This window comes from Pedobacter sp. A2324 (assembly GCF_059693705.1).
In genome coordinates this window covers 695,860-713,345 of sequence record NZ_JCASSK010000002.1, presented here as the reverse complement: position 1 = coordinate 713,345, position 17,486 = coordinate 695,860, and the positions used below count along the sequence as shown (strand labels likewise).

The following is a 17,486-nucleotide window of genomic DNA, read 5'->3' as shown; positions in this document are numbered from 1 at the left end:
TACTTTTCCTTGTTTTTCGAAACACAAATTAGTGAACGTCAAAAACACAGTGTACTATTTAAAAAAAGCTGAGTCAATGATTTTAATTTTAGGTAAACCAATTTCAAATTTTGCTAATTTTTTTTTGTCTATAATAGAATCCGATAGATCCAAAACTTTTAGATATTTAAATTTCGCAAGATCAGAAATTATTTTCTCGACATTTGAATTTTTGTGTATTGAAAACTTAAGTCTTTCTAAACTTTCCAGCTTTAAAATATTACTATCGAGATTCGAAATGAATAAACCAACCATGTAAAATTCTTTCAAATTTTTACAAGTACCTATCCATTTGGGTATCTCTACCTTAATGCCATTTGTAGGCATATCCATCCATTTTATAACTGGAAAAATCAATATAGACTCATTATATACATAAATTTTTTTAATTTGAGATGCATTTTCAAAAGTATTTGTAGAAATAAATTTTGAGTAATTAATAATTAAATCTTTTTGATCAGTTTGGCCTGCTGCAGAACTCATAATACTCATATAAATAGTCAGTAAAATTAATATATTCCGTATCATAAATTTTTATTCTATTAAGGATGTCACAATACGCTTCGTTAGCATCAGACCATAAATTTTTCTCAATTCTAAGATATATTTTTTGCTGATTATTTGAAGTTATTATATTATAAACTTTATTTAGTTTAGCAAGAACCTGTTGATTGTATGAAGAGTTCATAAGTTTTTTCCATCCGTCAAAATCTATTACTAATACGCCTGTATCAATAACCGAGGTGTTGGCTCTATGAACTGTCTGTTTACACTGAGTGATAGTTTGTCTAGAATTGGGATGAATCAAAGTTTAGATCCTTTTGGAGTTTTTGTGTTGGCGCTGAGGCGGGATATTCCGTCATTATAATTCTGACTCTTTTAAGAATAAAACCTCCTTGGATATGTCTACAGCCCAGCCTACATTTGAAATAACTACTCCAAGGCCAAAAGTTTTATTATATTTGCGAAATTAATTTAATGTTTAATTAGCACTTAACTGCATAGTTAAGCATTTAATTTATTGATTACCAGATTTTGGTGGCGCTTTTCGCAGAGGTTTAAAAAAATCTGGCCCCGTAGTTCAACGGATAGAATAGAAGTTTCCTAAACTTTAGATAGCAGTTCGATTCTGCTCGGGGCTACTTTAAAACAAGAGTGCAAGGCTGCACTCTTGTTTTACTTCTACATTGTTCCAATCTCTTAAAGCGTATTGATAAAGTCAAATATCTTTTTCAAATCAGCATCTTTTTTAAAGTCTGTTTTCTCGGCTATTAAGTATCCGGATATTTGATCCGTTTTTGATGGTACCAAGGCAATGACATTCTTTTTTGATGGTGTAAATTTGGTCAGAACATCACCTTTCTTAATATAATAATTGCTGTTTTGAGTAAACAATGCGCTAACAGCATTTGATCCATAGCCTTTACTATCGATAATGGATACTGTAAACCGTTTATAAAGCGAGATATTTCCAACTGCAATTTCTTCCAGGTAGGATTTTTCATTTAGTTTATCTACAGGTTTAAAACCATTCACAAAAGTACGTGGACCATTAGGGGATTCTATGGTAAATGATGAAACCCGTTCAGATAAAAACATTGGTTCATTGTCGGAACCCTTAAATACCAACAAGTCTTCAGCAATATCATATTTTAAATCAGCATTTTCCATCTTTTTACCTGATGCTGTTTTAAACGAACCCTTATTCCAGTTTTCAATTAGATAGGGGCTTCCCTCAACTTTATCGTATTTTTTTGCTCCGAGAACTCTGCCATCAGAGGATTCAAATCTCATGCTAGTTGGTTGAGCGCTTACTGATAATGCGATGAAGCTTAGTGCGAATAAAATAATTGCTTTCATTTTTTAGTGATTTTGAGTGTTTGTGCTTTAGAATTAATTATGAAACGAAAGATAAACATTTTATATGCTTATCAGTATTTCCAGGATTGAATTAATTTCATTACGCACAATAAAGAGGAGAATCAACCGTATTATATATCGAGAGCGTTAATTTAGATGAACAGGAATGGTCCATAGTGATCGTTCCTGTTTTCTTTTGGTCCTAAACTCGTAATTATGTGCAGTATGATCTATTTTAATATCTTTCTATTTTGATTGCTGTTCTTCTGATCGATCTTTTCTGCTTCGTAACGCATCGTTAAAAATATCCACCTGCGGTTTTGGAAGAGAGCTATTCATTAATTTCTATAATTGCTAGTGTTGATTATTGGGCATTTAAGGCCAAAAATCGAGCTAACCTTAAAATATGGGGTAACTTAAGTCCAGCCTCATTTGTATAATTGTCATATGCCTCATAGGATTATCGTTAAACTCCCTGTCGCCCGCTTTAGCTACCTACCTTGATTAAACCTTTGAAATGAAATCAAAAGCAAGCCCACAATGGGAACCGTCATCGCCCAGGTTTCCATACCGGAAAATACCGCCGTTGCCAGCATGGCGCCGGCAATAAAGCATAACCATATCACCAGTAGCAATGCGGCGCGGCGCTTATGGGTATCCCAAATGCCTTCACTATCGCTGGGATATTTGTTCAGCATGGCTTCCGCCCAATGACCTGCCATATTGGTTAGGGTTCCGGTTACAAAATCAGGATTTACAGCCTGCCTGCCCACTTTGCCAGCCAGGGTATTCATCAAACCTACTGACAAAGCTAGTATTGCCACGGCCGGTACAGTAGCAATACCACAGCTGCGGTCAGCTATCAGGTAGCTCAGGAGCCCGCCTGCAACTACCACGTAACCCAACCACCGCTCCTTATACTCGTTCAGGTGCTTCATCACATTCCCTAGAAATACTCCAGCTATAAAGGAAACAATTGCAGTAGCAGCCAGGGCCATGCCGCCAAAGTTTCCTTTCGCCATCAGGTTTCCGCTTTGTGTGGTATTGCCGCTCATAAACGAGAGGTAAGTTTTAAACTTCATCAGTCCAAACGCATCAATGAATCCGGCTGTGGCGGCCAGGCATACCTGCAATATTTCCTGCTTCCGGTTCAGGGTCATCAGAGGATCTTTTGTTCCTGGCTTCAGGTCATCCGGCAGTTTCATGGTGTGGTTAAAAGGAGAGCTCATCGTTCAGTTTAACAGAGCCATTATGATGTTGCCGGGGCAATAAACAGTTTCCTGCCCGGAAGTTTTTTCACCAGTTCTGCGGGGATTCCAAAATTAGTCATCAGCACATCATCGGGGTTGGCAGCCAGCCATTCACTCAAATCTATGGACTCATAATTACCCGAATTAAATCCGATTAATATCCTGCATACTTCGGTACCTGTGTTTTTAATATAGTGGCCAGCACCCATTGGTACATAACCTACATCCCCTGCGCTGAACTGTTCTGTCACAGCTGTGGCTTCAGCCAGGAACACCGTCATTTCCGCACTACCTGAAATGTAGTATTGCCATTCATCAGCATTGGGATGCCAGTGCATTTCCCTTAAGGCTCCAGGCTCCAGTTCCAATAGCGAACCGGTGATGGTTTTGCTGATCGGGAATTCGTTTTGTGATACTAGCCGTTGTTTGCCTGCGCCCGGTATTACGCGCGGGGCCTGAGCATGCAGAGGGTAGCGGTGTGTACTTGTTAATATGGGGTAAGTTCGTGGCTGTGCAATTGCCGCACTATCATCGGGGTTTGCGCCCAAAACAAAGTAAGCCTCTTTGGTTGGGAAAAGCGCTACTTCTTCCAGGGTAAGTCCTAAATTCTGGGCTACAATCTCTTTAGGGGTGTGGGCAATGAAATCAGTTACGCTAAAAGTGTGGTCTTCAGAGAAATTGCCATTGTCAAAAATCAGGATAAAGTGGCATTCTGTGTTTCCTGTAGCTTCTAAGGCATGTCCATATCCCCTGGGGAAATACCACACATCTCCGGGTTCGAAATTGTCAATGTAGCTGGTGCCATCGGGGTGTACCAGGGTATTGCGCATACTTCCGGTAAGCACATAGCCCCATTCAGCAGCATTGGCATGCCAATGTAATTCGCGCATACCGCCCGGTTGCAAGCGCATAGAAACCCCGGCAAGGCCAACAGATGCCGGAAAATCATTTACCGAAGCGCCTCTGGTTATTCCGCCTGGTGCCAGTCTTGGGACTTTTTTCTCTAACTCATATTTGAAACTTAATTGCTGCTTTTCCATGATAATTTATTTTATGAGGTTGAATGATTGATCTGAATTAAAAGATATTTGGATTAGTTTGTACGTTTGAGGGGGATGGTGAAACCGAATATGGAACCTTTGCCGGGTTCACTTTCCACAAAAACCTTTCCGCCGTGTGCTTCCACAATTCCTTTGGAAAGATAAAGACCCAGTCCGTGGCCTTCAATGGTTCCGGTACGGCCATGGCCCGCCCTGAAGCGCTTGCTAAACAGCTGGTTTACATCAGCGGCGTTAATCCCAATGCCTTGATCAAGAACTGAAAACACGATATTATTGCCGGTTTTTCTGATGCTTACCTTGATGAAACTATGTCTGGGAGAAAACTTTACGGCATTACTCATCATATTATTCATCACTTGTGCCAGTTGTGTGCTATTACCGGAAATCAGTAACTGCTTGCTTAAATCAATCTTAAATACATGATCAGTGTTTACTGCTGCAAATTGCGATACGGTGTGGTAAACCAGTTCAACCACATCGAAGCACTCCGTTTGTACAGTTGGATGGTTTCGGCTGATGGAGAGATTCAGGTACTGATCTACCAGGTTATTCATAAAGGTTACCTGCTGGTCGGCTTTGGCCATATCGTCTGAAGGCCAGTCAGGCATCCGGTTTCTGATGTTTTTTGCGGTGAGCTGAATGTAGAGCCTTAGGGTACTTAGCGGCGATTTCAACTCGTGACAAAGAAAATCCATCAGGTCTGTTTTTCTCGCTTCCTCAAGTTTAAATGCTGTAATATCCAATAGGGTTCCTGTGATTACGTTTTCGCCATCCGTGGCCTGTTCTAAAATTCCGGTAAGCCTGAACCACTTCCATTCGCCATTGGTATCCATCAGCTTTAGCTCCTGTTCAAAGCCATTTCCTGTTTGGGCCAGGGCATTTATCTCGCGAAAAAGATCAAATTGTTTGCTTTCATAAAGCACTTTGTGTAATGATGCGAGGCTTTCAGTACCCTTTAACTGTGTCATTAAACACGATACCGGACAAAGTTTAACCACCTGATCAGCAAAGCTGAACCTCCAGAATCCCAATCCTGCCCTGTTAAGGTGATCATTGTATCGTGCAAATCCTGCTGATTTTCTTGCTGCATCATCCTTCTGTATGGTGTTGCCGGCAAGCCAGGTTTGGTGGTGACTAATCGTCATGATCTCTCTTGCAGGAGATTCGAAGTGCTGAAGTGTTAAGGTGGCATTGTTCATAATCGTGGTTCGTTTTGGTTTAGCTTTGAAGGGGATAAAAAGTATAGGGTTACCCTACCCGCTTTATCATTTAAAATGGTTGATTATATTTTCCAGTGAGTGCTTTGTTCTCAATGCTTTTGGCGAAGTTGGGTGTTTCCTCATGGTTGTGTGCATCTGATGCGGCCTGGCGTGCTGCTGCAGCATCCTTAAGGTTTAATCCATGTGCTTTTATGTACTCCAACATTTCAGGGGTGGCTGTAGCATGAATTTCGTTGGTATACAGGGTGGTATTGTCGTCGATTTTTGTGGCTTTAAGTTCCCATAGTACCTGCACCTTTGTGCGGCCTCCTTTGGTAATGGAATCTGAAATGGAGAGCATGCGGCAGTAATCCGGACGGGCTACATCGGCCACATAGTGCTGCACCATCAGGGCATCGCCAATGGTTTCTACATTTAACGAAACCGGCTGTCCGTCGTAAGTACTGCTAATGGCTGCCCCGATGTGCTGGGTAGAGCAGCGCTGATATTCTGCATCAGGAAGGTTTAGTAACCAATCGGCAATGTTTACTTTTTCAATAGGTGCATTAATGATCGCGGTAACTGCCGAATGTGATAATGCGTTTTCTGGTGTTTGTTGAATTTCCATGTGATATGTATTTAAGTGTTTTTGATTTTCTTAATGTAAATCTAGCGCACACCTAAACACTTGCTCAGCACTATTCAGCAGACGAGGATTAAGGCTCGTTGAAAAGGCATAATTACCCGTTAAACTCCAAACCTATGCTGCACACTGTAAACCGGTAGTAATAATGATGGTAAAGAAAAAAAACAAAAAAAATCAGGGGTCACACAATAAAGCTAGTTTTCCGGCGTATTATATATCGAGAGCGTTAATTTAGATAGACGGGAATTGTCCTTAGTGATGATTCCCGTTTTCTTTTGAAAGTTGAAATACTACAGATTGAGTTCCGTAACTATTTTAATTTAGCTAGTCAAGGCCGGATACCTCTTAAGCATCGTCGGATCTTCTGCCTGCTGTAACAGAAAATCAGCAACGTCAGCTCTAGAAATCTTTCCAACTTTCATTCCCTTATCAAGCTCTGGTAAGGCTTTATACTTTTGGGTAAGTGGACCATTTGTTAACATGCCAGGCCTAACCATTTCCCATTTGAGGCTGCTTTTTGCAATAATCTCCTCCATCCTGGTCTTATCGATATACTGATGCTTAAGAAAAAGTCTGATGACCGTGCGCATAAAAAAGCTCAGAAACTTGCTGCTCTCCCCCGCACCAAAACCCGTTATAACAAGAATTGGCGACTTAAAATCCAATATTTTACCAGCTTCTACCAGCGCACTGGCGGTGTCTGAAAACAGCGTATTTGGTTTTTTATTTTTTGTACCGATGGTAATCATTACCGCGTCTGCATCCTTCATTACCTTAGTGAGGTCGTTTACCGAAGTTGCGCTTCCGTTAACCTTTGTTAAATGGGGATGATCTGGAATACTCTCTGTTCGGGTTGATAAAGCTGTTACGTGATGGCCTTTCTCTAAAGCCTGTTTTAGCGTAGCCAATCCTATACCGGCTGAGGCGCCTATAATTGTAATGTTCATGTTTTTTTCGTTGAATTATTTATCCGAGATCAATCTGTTTGCAATACCAGGAGCAGAAACAACCAAACTTTCGTCGCCCCATTTCCAGCTTTCTCCACTGGCATTCAGGATATCCGCACCAGCTTCTTTTGCAATTAAAATACCCGCCAGCCAGTTAAAGGTATCCAGTCCCAATTGATGAAATACATCTATCCGGCCGGCACCAACATAAGCCAGTTGTAAACCATGCGGACCATAATTTCTAACCACCCCATAACGATTGAGTAAATCTGTCACCGCCGCGCCTTGTTGCACCCTAAGAACCGGGTTTGCGGGCTCTTCGTGTCCATATTCAAAAACAGCAAGCATAATATCCGGATCTGTTTTTACAAGCGGTTTGATTGGAGTGCCATTCATATAGGCTCCTTTGCCTTTCTCTGCCCAAAACAGCTCATCCGCTAATGGATCATATATCACCGACAAATACAATTCTCCGTTGCAAACCAAAACCAGGTTAATGGTCCAGCCTGGAATGTGTTGCAAATATTGAATGGCGCCATCCATGGCATCACAAATCCAATACGCGTGCAGTGGCAATGGATGTTTCTGTCCGTCGTTATCAAATTCATCAACTGTATTCCATGGAATATCCGGAAAACCGGGAGCTAAGCCATTTTCCAGAATCGACATACAACGTTCATCAATCTGGTTAAGTTGTTGAAAAAACGCTTCTTTATTAGCTGGAATAGTATTTTTTTTATAATCCTGAAGGAAGACCTTTCCAGCCTGTTTAACGGTATCCAAAACCAATTGGACGTTTATTTCCTGATTCATTTTTTGCTTTATTTATACCGCAAAGAACGTGGATAAATGCAGGATAAAATAGAACGAACCCTTGAAAGTATAGTCCTAATCGTGGTATTTTTGACGGAATTGCAAAGGTGTAAATCCTGTAATCTTTTTAAATAGCTTTCCGAAATAAACAGGCTCCTCATAACCCAACTGGTAGGCTATTTCCCTTACGGTATATTTTGTAAAACAAAGCAATCGTTTTGCTTCCAGCATGCCATACTGCTGAATCTGTGCTGATACAGAATCGCCCGTTATACTTTTAACGGTATCGTACAAATGTGCCACAGATATGTTCAGTGCTGCAGCATATTTTGCCGGTTGCTTCCAGTCTTTATAATGTTTTTTTAGCAGTTCTGTAAAAGCCTGCTCAATTAAAGTTGCACGATTGGCTTTTGTTTTTCCGGCAGGATCAGCAGCTATAATTTCTCCGGCAATCAGGCCAACCAATGCATTCAGCATGGAGTGACTGATGTGCAATTGAAACGGATTTGTGATGGCTGCCTGCATCTTCTCCATCTGCTCCAGTAAAACAACGGTATGATTGTAAAAAGCAGATGCCGGCTCCAAAATTAAAGGCCGGTTAAAACCTTTTTCCAGAATCGATTGAAACTCCAGATCGATCAATGCCGGGTCTATACTCATTGCCCAACCTTCAGGTTTGTTCGTGGAGATGATGTGATGGATTTGTCCCGGATTAATAAGCAATATGGCAGGCGCTGTAACCACGTTTTTCTCAAAATCTATATCAATGATAAAATCACCTCCAATAGCCACCATAATTAAATAATGATCGTCCCGATGAGGCTTTGAAAGGTCATGCTCATCAACATGCCGCTCAGTTGACATGTTTTTAATTATCAAACCCGCCTTAGCCAAAGGCGATAATGGATATTTGAAAACTCCGGTTGGTTTATGCTTCAATTTTTTTTTATAAGATTTTTAAAGATAGTGATGAAAGGATTACAGCAAATCAAATTTAAAAAGATATTTATCATCGGTAAATCAGCCCGTCAGAAAATTAAATTCCCCCTTCATCCATAGTGATGTAAATCACATTTATCAGCACCAGCTCTGAATGTGATTTATATCACCTGCTTTTCTTTGTTATTAGCCTCACATTCGCTGTACCATTACAAAATGATACACACGGTAGTGTAAACCCATTATTAAACAAAATACAAATCATGAAAACACTTAAATATTATTTAATTTTTTTATTAGCATTAATGGCTAATGCAGCAAGTTTTGCTCAAAATCCTGAAACCGAAAAACCAACCATCATTTTTGTACACGGCATTTGGGCTGATGGTTCAAGCTTCTCTTATCAAATCAGTGCCTTGCAGGCCAAAGGCTATCGGGTAATTTCCGTACAAAATCCAATCACGTCATTGGCCGATGATGTTGCCGCTACACAAAGGGCTATTGACCAGGTAAAAGGTAAAGTATTACTGGTGGGTCATTCCTGGGGAGGTTTTGTGATTACGCAGGCGGGTAACGACCCTAAAGTTGTTGGATTGGTTTACCTGGCAGCCTATGGACCGGAATTAGGAGAATCCCTTCTAGCTGTATCGGCAAATGGTCCCAAAACCGAACTTACCAAATATCTTGCGCCAACAAATGGTTTTGTATATATCTCTGAAGAAGGGGTGAAATCTGTATTTGCCAATGATCTGAACCCGAAACAACAGGCATTGGTTTATGCTACCCAAACGCCCGCTTTCCATAGTGTGTTTGATGATAAAAGTGGTTCACCCGCCTGGAAAACTAAACCCAGCTGGTATGTGGTAGCCAAAAATGATAAAACAATCGCTCCGGACCTGGAACGTTTTATGGCGAAAAGAATGAAGGCAAAAACAACTGAAATCGCATCCGGACATGTACTGATGATTTCAAATGCCAAGGAAGTATTGAATGTAATCGAAGCAGCGGCAAGCGCTAAGTAAACAATTTTTGGAGGAACAAACATGATAAATGACACTAATCTGAAACACACGTTTCAGATTAGTGATATGTTTGCAGGGTATAAAGATTATAATGGCGAGAAACGTAGAATTTGATGAAACGGCAGCAATCCAAAAAGCTATGGAGGTTTTTTGGGAAAAGGGCTATCATGGTACCTCACTTCGCGACCTCACCGAAGCAATGAAAATCAATAGCAGCAGTTTATATAATACCCTTGGAGATAAACAGGAGCTTTTTGTGAAGTGTGTTAATCATTACACCGAGATCAGAAAAAACGATCTTCAGGCGCGGGAAAAGAATAGCGGTTCTTCATTGAATACATTAAAAACATATATTGACGATGCTGTGTCGGTAATTATTAGCGGAGAGAATAGTTGTATGGCTATCAAAACGGCTTTCGAGGCTGCAGTTGATGATCAAAGGATCAAGGATATTCTGAAGGCAGATAGCGATTATGCCTATCAATTTATCCGTAACAATATCGCCAAGGCCATGGACGCAGGGGAAATTTCTAAAGAAGAAGATCCGGAACTTTTAGCAGATTACTTTATCAGCACCTGGACGGGTTGGCATGAATCTTTTTTGCTTCACCAGGACCCTTTGAAGATAAAGAAAATGGCTGCGTATTTCGTAAAACAACTCACTAAGTAATTTTTTTAACTAATTCTGAAGCACTTGCTTCAGATAAAAATCGCTCTTTTAATCGCAGAGATCATTTTGAAACAATCAATACAGAATTATAAATTAAATCATATGACAACAAAAGACCTTTTAGGTAGAACAGCTTTAGTTACAGGTGGAACTAAAGGAATCGGAAAAGCAATAGCAGATAAATTGGCGGCGCAGGGTGCAACAGTAATCGTTTCTGCCAGAAACCATCCATCCGAAAATGACCGTGGTTATCATTTTATCGCTGCCGATTTAACCCAGCCCGAGCAGGTGTTAAAACTCACTGAAGAAATTAATACAAAATTTGGCGGTATTGATATTCTGATTAACAATGTTGGTGGCCTGACTACTCCTGGTGGTGGTTTCAGCACCCTCAGCGATGAACATTGGGAAAATGAGCTTCAACTGAATCTTATTTCAGGAATCAGACTCGATAGGGCACTTTTACCTGCTATGATCGAAAAGAAAAGCGGCGTAATCGTACACATTTCTTCAGTTGCTGGAAAACAGGCATTATGGAACCTGAATATGGCCTATGCAGTTTCAAAAGCAGCGCTTAACAGTTACAGTAAGGCGTTAGCCAGCGAGTTAGCACCTCAGGGAATCCGTGTTGTTACAGTGGCTCCAGGTGCAACCAAAACTCCGCCAATGGAAAAATTTATTCAAGACTATGCAACAGCTTCGGGCATACCGGTAGAAGACGCATTGGTTCAATTACTTGCACAAACAGGTGGTATACCAATGGGAAGAATGGCAGAACCTGAAGAAGTTGCATCACTGGTACATTTCCTTGTTTCTCCATCAGCAGCTTATCTTACTGGAAGTATTTATGCTATTGACGGAGGTAGCTTACCTGTAGTCTCTTAAATCTCCGGCTGTAACCATACCTATTCATCGCAGATTTGAATAGTACCTTGTCATAGACGGGAATTGTCCATAGTGATGATTCCCGTTTTCTTTTACATGCTGATTTCGTTTGTTTTGCTGCAGAAAGCGGAGAGGCACGAAAATTTATCTCAAGCCCCTTGTTTCCTTTTAAAACAAAGTATATTAGGGGCAAAGTTTGGGTATGAAAATAACGCCTCATCAATTTCTTAATTACGGCATAGCAGCGGTTTGGCTGGTAAATGGGATTTATTGCAAGGTATTAAACCTGGTTCCCCGTCACCAGCAAATTGTTGCAGCTATTTTAGGAGAGCAATATTCAGGCTGGTTTACCATTGTCATTGGCCTGGCCGAAACGCTAATGGCCATCTGGGTGCTCAGCCGCTATCGGAGCAAGCTAAATGCCATCAGTCAGATCATTATTATTGCTACTATGAATACGCTGGAGTTTATTTTAGTGCCTCATCTGTTACTATGGGGCAGGTACAACGCTATTTTTGCGGCTTTGCTCATCATCACCATTTATATCAACGAATTTAAACTCCATCAGGTATTTCCTGACAACCCCAATGTTAGCCGCACTTAAAAACCACCCCTTCGCCGTCGAAGCTTTCTTTAAAAGCTCCGTTGTGCTCACTTTTGCTGTTCCTAAACAGCAGCTCGAACAGATGATACCTGAATGTCTGGAGCTCGATACTTTTCAGGATGAGTGGGCTTTTGTAGCAGTAGCCATGGTACAAACGAATGCTTTAAGGCCTAAGGGAATGCCAAAATTTATGGGTAATAACTTCTTTTTAATTGGCTACCGGATTTTTGTACGCTATACCAATGCTGCCGGCAAACGCCTGCGTGGACTCTATATCATTAAATCTGAAACGGATAAAAAGAAGATGGAGTTTATGGGCAACCTGTTTACCCACTACAATTACACCACTACCGATATTCACCAGGTTCATGAGGGAGACCGCTCCACGATTAGTTCCAGTCGATCAGACTTTAGTGTTACGATCACCAAAACTGATGATGCCACACTGCCTAAAGGTTCACCTTTTGCGGACTGGAAAGAAGCCCGGCGTTTTGCTGGTCCCTTGCCGTTCACTTTCACTTACAACGAGCGCAACAAGGAAGTTTTAATTATTGAAGGGGTTCGCGAAAATTGGGTGCCCATGCCGGTAACGGTAAACGATTACCATTTCGGCTTCATGGATGGCTTGAAACTTCAGGGTGCGGTACTGGCCAATGCCTTCATTATCGAAAACATTCCCTATTATTGGAAGAAAGGAAAACGCGAACAATGGCAATAGAACGTCGACCATTTCAGGGTGTACTCAATATTTTAAGCTTCAACAGGCATTTTTATGTGATCGGTTTGCTGGTCCTCGCCGGCATCATTTCAGCTGATTTAATGCTTCATGTCAACCATCTATATCTGTTCATCATAGTTATAGCTTTTATCTATGGTTTGTTTGCGCCGCTTATTGTTTCAGCCTATGTTTACGATTTTTCGGGATACTATACCTTTAACTGGTTGCACAAACTGGCACTAAATCCGAAGGCCAATCATATTGTAAACATTAATGCCGGCTTCGATGAAACCAGTTTTATCCTTGAAGATCATTTTCCGGATGCTAAAATCAGGGTTTTCGATTTTTACAACGCGTCGCAACATACCGAACCCGCTATTGTAAGGGCACGCAAGGTGAGTTTAACCTACCCTGATACCCAGGTTATCGAATCGGGTAATATTCCGGTATCCGATCAGTCAGCAGACTTGGTTTTCCTGTTGTCCGCAGCCCACGAAATCCGAAGTAACCAGGAAAAGGTTGTATTTTTAAAAGAGTGCAGGCGAATTTGCAAGCCCGGTGGAAAGGTAATCATGGTCGAGCATCTGCGCGATTTTCCGAACTTTGTTGCTTTTACCATCGGCTTTACCCATTTCTTTTCTGCCCCTACCTGGCGAAAAGCTTTTACACAGGCAGGCTTCAGCAAAATCGATGAAAGCAAGTTTACGCCATTTATGTCTGTTTTTACTGTAACACCATAACCGCCATTCTACCCTATGGAAATGCACCTTACCATTATTGGCATCCTTCTGGTTCTGCTTGCCCTTATTCACGTCATCTTTCCACGTTATTTCAACTGGTCGCAAGAGTTCGCGGGTTTAAGTGTTATTAACCGGGAGATGATCTATGTCCATACCTTTTTCATTGCCTTCATTGTTTTTCTGATGGGTTTGTTGTGTATGTTCTCAGCTCATGATCTGCTTCATACAACATTAGGAAAGCACATCTGCCTGGGGCTGGGGATATTCTGGTTCCTCAGGTTGCTGGTACAGTTTTTTGGCTACTCGGCAGTTTTGTGGAAAGGAAAGCGGTTTGAAACGGGTGTCCATATATTGTTTACGATATTATGGGGGTATTTCACAGTCGTTTTCTTTTTGGGATACCACCTCTAGATTTGCGTCATATCACTTATTATGCGCATAACAGGGGATCTATTTAATCCCATGTTTACTTAATATCTCCATGATCTGGGGTTGGATCTGTTTAATCATCCTGTCATAACCCAGGTCGCTCGGGTGTGTACCATCAATCGTTCCTTCATGGTCATCGCCAATCATGTTTTCTGAAGTAATGAAGTACAGGTTCTTCATGCCTTTTTGCAGGAGGTTAAGTACTTCAGTTTGCACATTCATGTTTTGTTTCTTTACCTGCCCGCCAAGTGTTTTATCCCAGTAGCCCGTTTCGCGCACCAGGCTTTGCATCACGATAATGGGTGCGCTGGGGTGTTTTTTTCTGATGGTATTAATTAAGTAAGCAGTACGTTCGGTTATGAGTTCCGGATTGGTATTGGGAACGCAGTCTAAAATATAGGCATCAGCATTGATGGAGGCTACCATATCGGCTACCTCGGGTTCCATTTTGGCGCTGCCACTTAAACCCAGGTTAATAAAATTAATGCCTGTTGCTCTCGTTAGCCTGGCGGGATAGGCCATTCCCGGGCGACTTGCGCCGGTACCCTGCACAATGCTCGAGCCGTAAATCAGTACCTTTTTTTTGAAAGGATCCGGGCTCCCGGTCAGGGATGCTCCTTTTGAAATCCCAATCTCTACCTGATCAACACTATCATATAGAGGTAAATACAACAAACATTCTTTTTCGGTATCATTCATGCGCTGAATCAGGATTTCATCGTTACATTGACCATTTACCTTTCCAATACCTGCAAACTGCCACTTGTTTCCGTTTTTAATGTACAGGTCTACCCCCTTTTGAGCGGTAGGTACCATACTGGCATTGGCCCTACTTTTAGAAACGCACCACCGGGCGGCAATTACCGGACTATTTGTTTTAAAAGAGATGGCCAAGCCCGCAGCCTGCGTGAGCAGCTGTGCTACCCTTGCCGGCAAACCCCTGTACTTATTGCTGTCTATCCTTTCATAGCGGCGGGGCGAATCTTCACTTTTACCAACCAGGGTAAGCTTGCCGGCATTGGTATATGTTAGTTCGCTGTTCTTTTGTGCCCTTAGGCTACAAAAGGTGAAGAAAAGGAGTATTGATAAAAGAAATTTCATGATTGATTGCTTGATGTTTGTGTGTTTATTTGTTCGGCGGTTTCATTTAACTTAAAGTGCGCTAAACCATCATGGACTAGCGCACAAATTAGTGATCTGAATAGCGACTTTTTTATTTTGATCCTTTTAACGGTTTAAAATCAAAACCATAGGATAATGATCAGAAGCATAATCCGTAAAGGCATCTTTTACCAGATACGAATTCACGTAACTCCCCAGCAGTGGTGTATTCATCCAGATGTAATCAATGCGGGTGAAGTTCCCATGGGTACGCAATTTCGTTGGGGCGCTCTTGTCATAGTTGCTGCGGTTTATTTTCCAGCTATCGTGGTAACCCGCAGTCAGCATGGCCTGGATGGTGGTGTAGTCTATTTTATCGTTATTCAATACTTTAGTGCCTGGGTTATTCGCTTCAGAGGCCCTCAATAAATTCATTTTGACAACATTATTATCATAAAAGGATGAATCCTGTGGCGACATATTATTGAAATCGCCCATCATCAGCACTTTTTCAGTTGCCGGGATTTTAGCTGCGCGGTTCAGTATGGTATCAATCTCTTCCTTACGTTTCATGTACGTATTCGGGTTGAGGTGGATCACAAAAAAATGATAGTCGAGCACCTTTGCCTGAACCAGGTGAAGCGTAGAGGGTTTAGATTTGATATCAGTAATCGGGAATTTAGAAATTAAGGCTACGGGCAAGCCATTCTGATGGTGCATCAAGGTATAGTTATAGCCCATGCTTCCGGCAAAGCTTTGCAGCTGTGCATAGGTAAAACCTTTCATTTCCTGAAAGGCAATTACGGCCGGTTGCAGGGTATCTACCCATTGCTTAAAGCTGGCGATCCTCGCGGCATCGGCCCTAAACCCTTCATAAATATTGTACGAAAGTACTTTGAAAGTTTGTGTACTATCGCCTGGTGCATTGATGCCCAGGTTGCGGGTATTCTTTTCAAAAGTGGTGTACTGGTTTGCACCGGGTTCCAGTGTTTCCTTGCTGCATGAGGTAAGTGCGCACATGCACACCAACAGGCAGGCAATGGCCTGTTTTAAGCTCGATAATGTCGTTTTCATGTTATGTTTTTTTCTTAGGTTTTTAGTTCTGCCACCATACTTTGCTGGTCAGCCTGTCGCCACCCATTCGGGCTGCGGCTTCATCGTAATTGGTTTTATTGGTTGCTTTTGTAATCAGCGGATATTCGAATCTTACAGGTACTGTTCCATTGTTTTTTGCAGCAGGGCCGATGGGTAATACAGGGTATCCCGTGCGGCGGTAATCGTACCAGGCTTCAAATCCTGAGAAAAACATGGCAATGTATTTCTGGCTCATCAGGCGTTCCATGGTTGCCGTGGTTCCGGTAAACCTTACGGTAGCGCGGGCCAGATAGGTAGTTCCGGCGGTGCCGTCCCAGGTACACTTCCATTGTTTCCACGAGGCTTCAACCCCCTTGTTAAAGTAAGTTTGTGCATTGGCATTGATCCAGCCTTTCAGGGCAGCCTCAGCCAGTAAAAAATTCACTTCAGCCCAGGTTAATACCGGAAAAGGATAGTTGTCGGCTTTTAGTGTAGTGGCCAGGGTAGAGGTTTTCAATCCGCCGTTATCTGCAAAGGCTAACGTTTCCTGTTCGCTATAGCCACTTGGAATGCCCACATAAGCACCAGGTGTGTTTTTGGTAGCGTATCTATACCTTCTGCCATCTACCGTAGTGTTCATTAAATCCATTAAAGGCTTTCCCATCCTTCGGCTGCCACTAAATTCAGCCGCTGCCATCTCGGCAAACAGGTTTATAAAGGGCTTGGTTCCGGTGTAGTTCATCATGGCTTCTTCTTCGTTGCTCTCAATCAGTGGAAACTTGGCGGGGTCGTTAAACAGTTCTGCAATCTGTGCCGGAGCATTCATTTCAGCTTTGCCAGAAACCCTTACCAACAGGCGCAGGCGCATCGAATTAGTAAATTTTTTCCATTTCAGCACATCATTGGCATAAATCAAATCCGAACTCACAAAAGGCTTGGTTTCGTTAAACAGTTCATTGGCCCTTTTCAAATCAGCCAGCAGGCTGGTGTAAATAGATTTTTGCGTGTCGTACTTCGGGTATAAGAGGTTTGCCTGGCCCTGGAAGGCTTCGGTATAGGGGATATCGCCAAACATGTCGGTAAGGTTAGACATGAACCAGGTTTTCATTACCAGTGCCGCTGCCATATTGTTCACATCGTTGAGCTTTTCGGCAATTTTGTACATTTCATTCATGTCGTTGGCCTTCACATAAAGGGTCGACCAAATGGCATCGAATTCATTTTCTTTAAACTCGTATCGGGCAAAATCATTGAGTACGCCGGTTTCCACGGTGTATTGCATCAGTTCATTGTTGAGGCGGTGTGCGCGTTTAGTAATCAGCCACATGCCATCAAACTGTGCCGGGGCCAGGCGCGAGCCGGGAGCCACAGTAGTTACCCTTACCGGATCGGTATTCAGTGTTTCAAAATCTTTGGTGCAGGCCGCAAATAAGCTTAGCACACCGGTTATCGAAATTATGGATGCGTATTTTATCAGATTTTTCATGTC

General features: G+C 42.0%; 19 protein-coding genes and 1 tRNA gene. 8 read left to right on the top strand and 12 right to left on the bottom strand.

What is annotated here, in order from left to right; all coding sequences use genetic code 11:
* Positions 1-54 precede the first annotated feature (54 nt).
* Complete coding sequence (locus AC570I_RS08225; RefSeq protein WP_497405100.1) at positions 55-522, bottom strand: hypothetical protein; 468 nt, start codon at positions 520-522, stop codon at positions 55-57.
* Positions 523-1,109: 587 nt separating this feature from the next.
* On the opposite strand from AC570I_RS08225, the gene AC570I_RS08220 reads away from it, so the two are divergent.
* Positions 1,110-1,181, top strand: a tRNA-Arg gene (locus AC570I_RS08220).
* 58 nt (positions 1,182-1,239) lie between these two features.
* On the opposite strand, the gene AC570I_RS08215 is transcribed toward AC570I_RS08220, so the two are convergent.
* From AC570I_RS08215 to AC570I_RS08180, 8 genes are all read right to left on the bottom strand, one after another.
* Positions 1,240-1,899 carry a hypothetical protein gene (locus tag AC570I_RS08215; protein ID WP_497405099.1) on the bottom strand — a complete coding sequence of 220 codons (660 nt, stop codon included), beginning with the start codon at positions 1,897-1,899 and terminating at the stop codon, positions 1,240-1,242.
* A gap of 491 nt (positions 1,900-2,390) precedes the next feature.
* The gene (locus AC570I_RS08210) at positions 2,391-3,128 is read right to left on the bottom strand and encodes a YoaK family protein (RefSeq protein ID WP_497405098.1); all 738 of its coding nucleotides are present in this window, start codon (positions 3,126-3,128) and stop codon (positions 2,391-2,393) included.
* Positions 3,129-3,148: 20 nt separating this feature from the next.
* Positions 3,149-4,189, bottom strand: coding sequence for a cupin domain-containing protein (locus tag AC570I_RS08205; RefSeq protein WP_497405097.1), 1,041 nt, complete (start codon positions 4,187-4,189; stop codon positions 3,149-3,151).
* A gap of 53 nt (positions 4,190-4,242) precedes the next feature.
* Complete coding sequence (locus tag AC570I_RS08200) at positions 4,243-5,409, bottom strand: PAS domain-containing sensor histidine kinase (RefSeq protein WP_497405096.1); 1,167 nt, start codon at positions 5,407-5,409, stop codon at positions 4,243-4,245.
* A 70-nt stretch (positions 5,410-5,479) separates the two neighbouring features.
* A complete protein-coding gene (locus AC570I_RS08195) occupies positions 5,480-6,037 on the bottom strand; it encodes a hypothetical protein (protein ID WP_047799778.1) in 558 nt (185 codons plus the stop codon).
* 338 nt (positions 6,038-6,375) lie between these two features.
* Positions 6,376-7,002: an NAD(P)-dependent oxidoreductase gene (locus tag AC570I_RS08190; protein ID WP_497405095.1), complete on the bottom strand. Its 627-nt coding sequence runs from the start codon at positions 7,000-7,002 to the stop codon at positions 6,376-6,378.
* 15 nt (positions 7,003-7,017) lie between these two features.
* Positions 7,018-7,815 (bottom strand): inositol monophosphatase family protein, encoded by a 798-nt coding sequence (locus AC570I_RS08185; protein ID WP_497405094.1) that lies wholly within the window; start codon positions 7,813-7,815, stop codon positions 7,018-7,020.
* A 75-nt stretch (positions 7,816-7,890) separates the two neighbouring features.
* Entirely contained in the window at positions 7,891-8,679 is a 789-nt protein-coding gene (locus AC570I_RS08180) for a helix-turn-helix domain-containing protein (RefSeq protein ID WP_497405093.1), read from the bottom strand.
* A 338-nt stretch (positions 8,680-9,017) separates the two neighbouring features.
* On the opposite strand from AC570I_RS08180, the gene AC570I_RS08175 reads away from it, so the two are divergent.
* The 7 genes from AC570I_RS08175 to AC570I_RS08145 all read left to right on the top strand — a co-directional run bounded on the left by AC570I_RS08175 (position 9,018) and on the right by AC570I_RS08145 (position 13,804).
* Entirely contained in the window at positions 9,018-9,776 is a 759-nt protein-coding gene (locus tag AC570I_RS08175; protein WP_497405092.1) for an alpha/beta hydrolase, read from the top strand.
* A 91-nt stretch (positions 9,777-9,867) separates the two neighbouring features.
* Complete coding sequence (locus AC570I_RS08170; RefSeq protein WP_047799782.1) at positions 9,868-10,446, top strand: TetR/AcrR family transcriptional regulator; 579 nt, start codon at positions 9,868-9,870, stop codon at positions 10,444-10,446.
* A 102-nt stretch (positions 10,447-10,548) separates the two neighbouring features.
* Entirely contained in the window at positions 10,549-11,331 is a 783-nt protein-coding gene (locus AC570I_RS08165) for an SDR family oxidoreductase (RefSeq protein WP_497405091.1), read from the top strand.
* Between the two features lie 202 nt (positions 11,332-11,533).
* Positions 11,534-11,935 (top strand): DoxX-like family protein, encoded by a 402-nt coding sequence (locus tag AC570I_RS08160; RefSeq protein WP_497405090.1) that lies wholly within the window; start codon positions 11,534-11,536, stop codon positions 11,933-11,935.
* On the top strand, positions 11,919-12,653 hold the full coding sequence (locus AC570I_RS08155) for a DUF2071 domain-containing protein (protein ID WP_497405089.1): 735 nt from the start codon (positions 11,919-11,921) through the stop codon (positions 12,651-12,653). The genes AC570I_RS08160 and AC570I_RS08155 overlap by 17 nt, the downstream gene beginning before the upstream one ends.
* Positions 12,644-13,393, top strand: a complete 750-nt coding sequence (locus AC570I_RS08150) for a class I SAM-dependent methyltransferase (RefSeq protein ID WP_497405088.1) — start codon at positions 12,644-12,646, stop codon at positions 13,391-13,393. Before AC570I_RS08155 ends, AC570I_RS08150 begins: the two co-directional genes overlap by 10 nt.
* 15 nt (positions 13,394-13,408) lie before the next feature.
* The gene (locus tag AC570I_RS08145; protein ID WP_497405087.1) at positions 13,409-13,804 is read left to right on the top strand and encodes a hypothetical protein; all 396 of its coding nucleotides are present in this window, start codon (positions 13,409-13,411) and stop codon (positions 13,802-13,804) included.
* Between the two features lie 39 nt (positions 13,805-13,843).
* On the opposite strand, the gene AC570I_RS08140 is transcribed toward AC570I_RS08145, so the two are convergent.
* From AC570I_RS08140 to AC570I_RS08130, 3 genes are all read right to left on the bottom strand, one after another.
* Entirely contained in the window at positions 13,844-14,923 is a 1,080-nt protein-coding gene (locus AC570I_RS08140) for an SGNH/GDSL hydrolase family protein (RefSeq protein ID WP_497405086.1), read from the bottom strand.
* A 126-nt stretch (positions 14,924-15,049) separates the two neighbouring features.
* Positions 15,050-15,997 carry an endonuclease/exonuclease/phosphatase family protein gene (locus tag AC570I_RS08135; protein WP_497405085.1) on the bottom strand — a complete coding sequence of 316 codons (948 nt, stop codon included), beginning with the start codon at positions 15,995-15,997 and terminating at the stop codon, positions 15,050-15,052.
* A 22-nt stretch (positions 15,998-16,019) separates the two neighbouring features.
* The gene (locus AC570I_RS08130) at positions 16,020-17,483 is read right to left on the bottom strand and encodes a SusD/RagB family nutrient-binding outer membrane lipoprotein (protein ID WP_497405084.1); all 1,464 of its coding nucleotides are present in this window, start codon (positions 17,481-17,483) and stop codon (positions 16,020-16,022) included.
* Positions 17,484-17,486 lie beyond the last annotated feature (3 nt).

What these genes read in the sequence shown, in the direction of transcription:
- AC570I_RS08225 (WP_497405100.1), bottom strand. Translation starts at nt 522, where the DNA reads ATGAGTTCTGCAGCAGGCCAAACTGATCAAAAAGATTTAATTATTAAT.
- AC570I_RS08215 (WP_497405099.1), bottom strand. Translation starts at nt 1,899, where the DNA reads ATGAAAGCAATTATTTTATTCGCACTAAGCTTCATCGCATTATCAGTA.
- AC570I_RS08210 (WP_497405098.1), bottom strand. Translation starts at nt 3,128, where the DNA reads ATGAGCTCTCCTTTTAACCACACCATGAAACTGCCGGATGACCTGAAG.
- AC570I_RS08205 (WP_497405097.1), bottom strand. Translation starts at nt 4,189, where the DNA reads ATGGAAAAGCAGCAATTAAGTTTCAAATATGAGTTAGAGAAAAAAGTC.
- AC570I_RS08200 (WP_497405096.1), bottom strand. Translation starts at nt 5,409, where the DNA reads ATGAACAATGCCACCTTAACACTTCAGCACTTCGAATCTCCTGCAAGA.
- AC570I_RS08195 (WP_047799778.1), bottom strand. Translation starts at nt 6,037, where the DNA reads ATGGAAATTCAACAAACACCAGAAAACGCATTATCACATTCGGCAGTT.
- AC570I_RS08190 (WP_497405095.1), bottom strand. Translation starts at nt 7,002, where the DNA reads ATGAACATTACAATTATAGGCGCCTCAGCCGGTATAGGATTGGCTACG.
- AC570I_RS08185 (WP_497405094.1), bottom strand. Translation starts at nt 7,815, where the DNA reads ATGAATCAGGAAATAAACGTCCAATTGGTTTTGGATACCGTTAAACAG.
- AC570I_RS08180 (WP_497405093.1), bottom strand. Translation starts at nt 8,679, where the DNA reads ATGTCAACTGAGCGGCATGTTGATGAGCATGACCTTTCAAAGCCTCAT.
- AC570I_RS08175 (WP_497405092.1), top strand. Translation starts at nt 9,018, where the DNA reads ATGAAAACACTTAAATATTATTTAATTTTTTTATTAGCATTAATGGCT.
- AC570I_RS08170 (WP_047799782.1), top strand. Translation starts at nt 9,868, where the DNA reads ATGGCGAGAAACGTAGAATTTGATGAAACGGCAGCAATCCAAAAAGCT.
- AC570I_RS08165 (WP_497405091.1), top strand. Translation starts at nt 10,549, where the DNA reads ATGACAACAAAAGACCTTTTAGGTAGAACAGCTTTAGTTACAGGTGGA.
- AC570I_RS08160 (WP_497405090.1), top strand. Translation starts at nt 11,534, where the DNA reads ATGAAAATAACGCCTCATCAATTTCTTAATTACGGCATAGCAGCGGTT.
- AC570I_RS08155 (WP_497405089.1), top strand. Translation starts at nt 11,919, where the DNA reads ATGTTAGCCGCACTTAAAAACCACCCCTTCGCCGTCGAAGCTTTCTTT.
- AC570I_RS08150 (WP_497405088.1), top strand. Translation starts at nt 12,644, where the DNA reads ATGGCAATAGAACGTCGACCATTTCAGGGTGTACTCAATATTTTAAGC.
- AC570I_RS08145 (WP_497405087.1), top strand. Translation starts at nt 13,409, where the DNA reads ATGGAAATGCACCTTACCATTATTGGCATCCTTCTGGTTCTGCTTGCC.
- AC570I_RS08140 (WP_497405086.1), bottom strand. Translation starts at nt 14,923, where the DNA reads ATGAAATTTCTTTTATCAATACTCCTTTTCTTCACCTTTTGTAGCCTA.
- AC570I_RS08135 (WP_497405085.1), bottom strand. Translation starts at nt 15,997, where the DNA reads ATGAAAACGACATTATCGAGCTTAAAACAGGCCATTGCCTGCCTGTTG.
- AC570I_RS08130 (WP_497405084.1), bottom strand. Translation starts at nt 17,483, where the DNA reads ATGAAAAATCTGATAAAATACGCATCCATAATTTCGATAACCGGTGTG.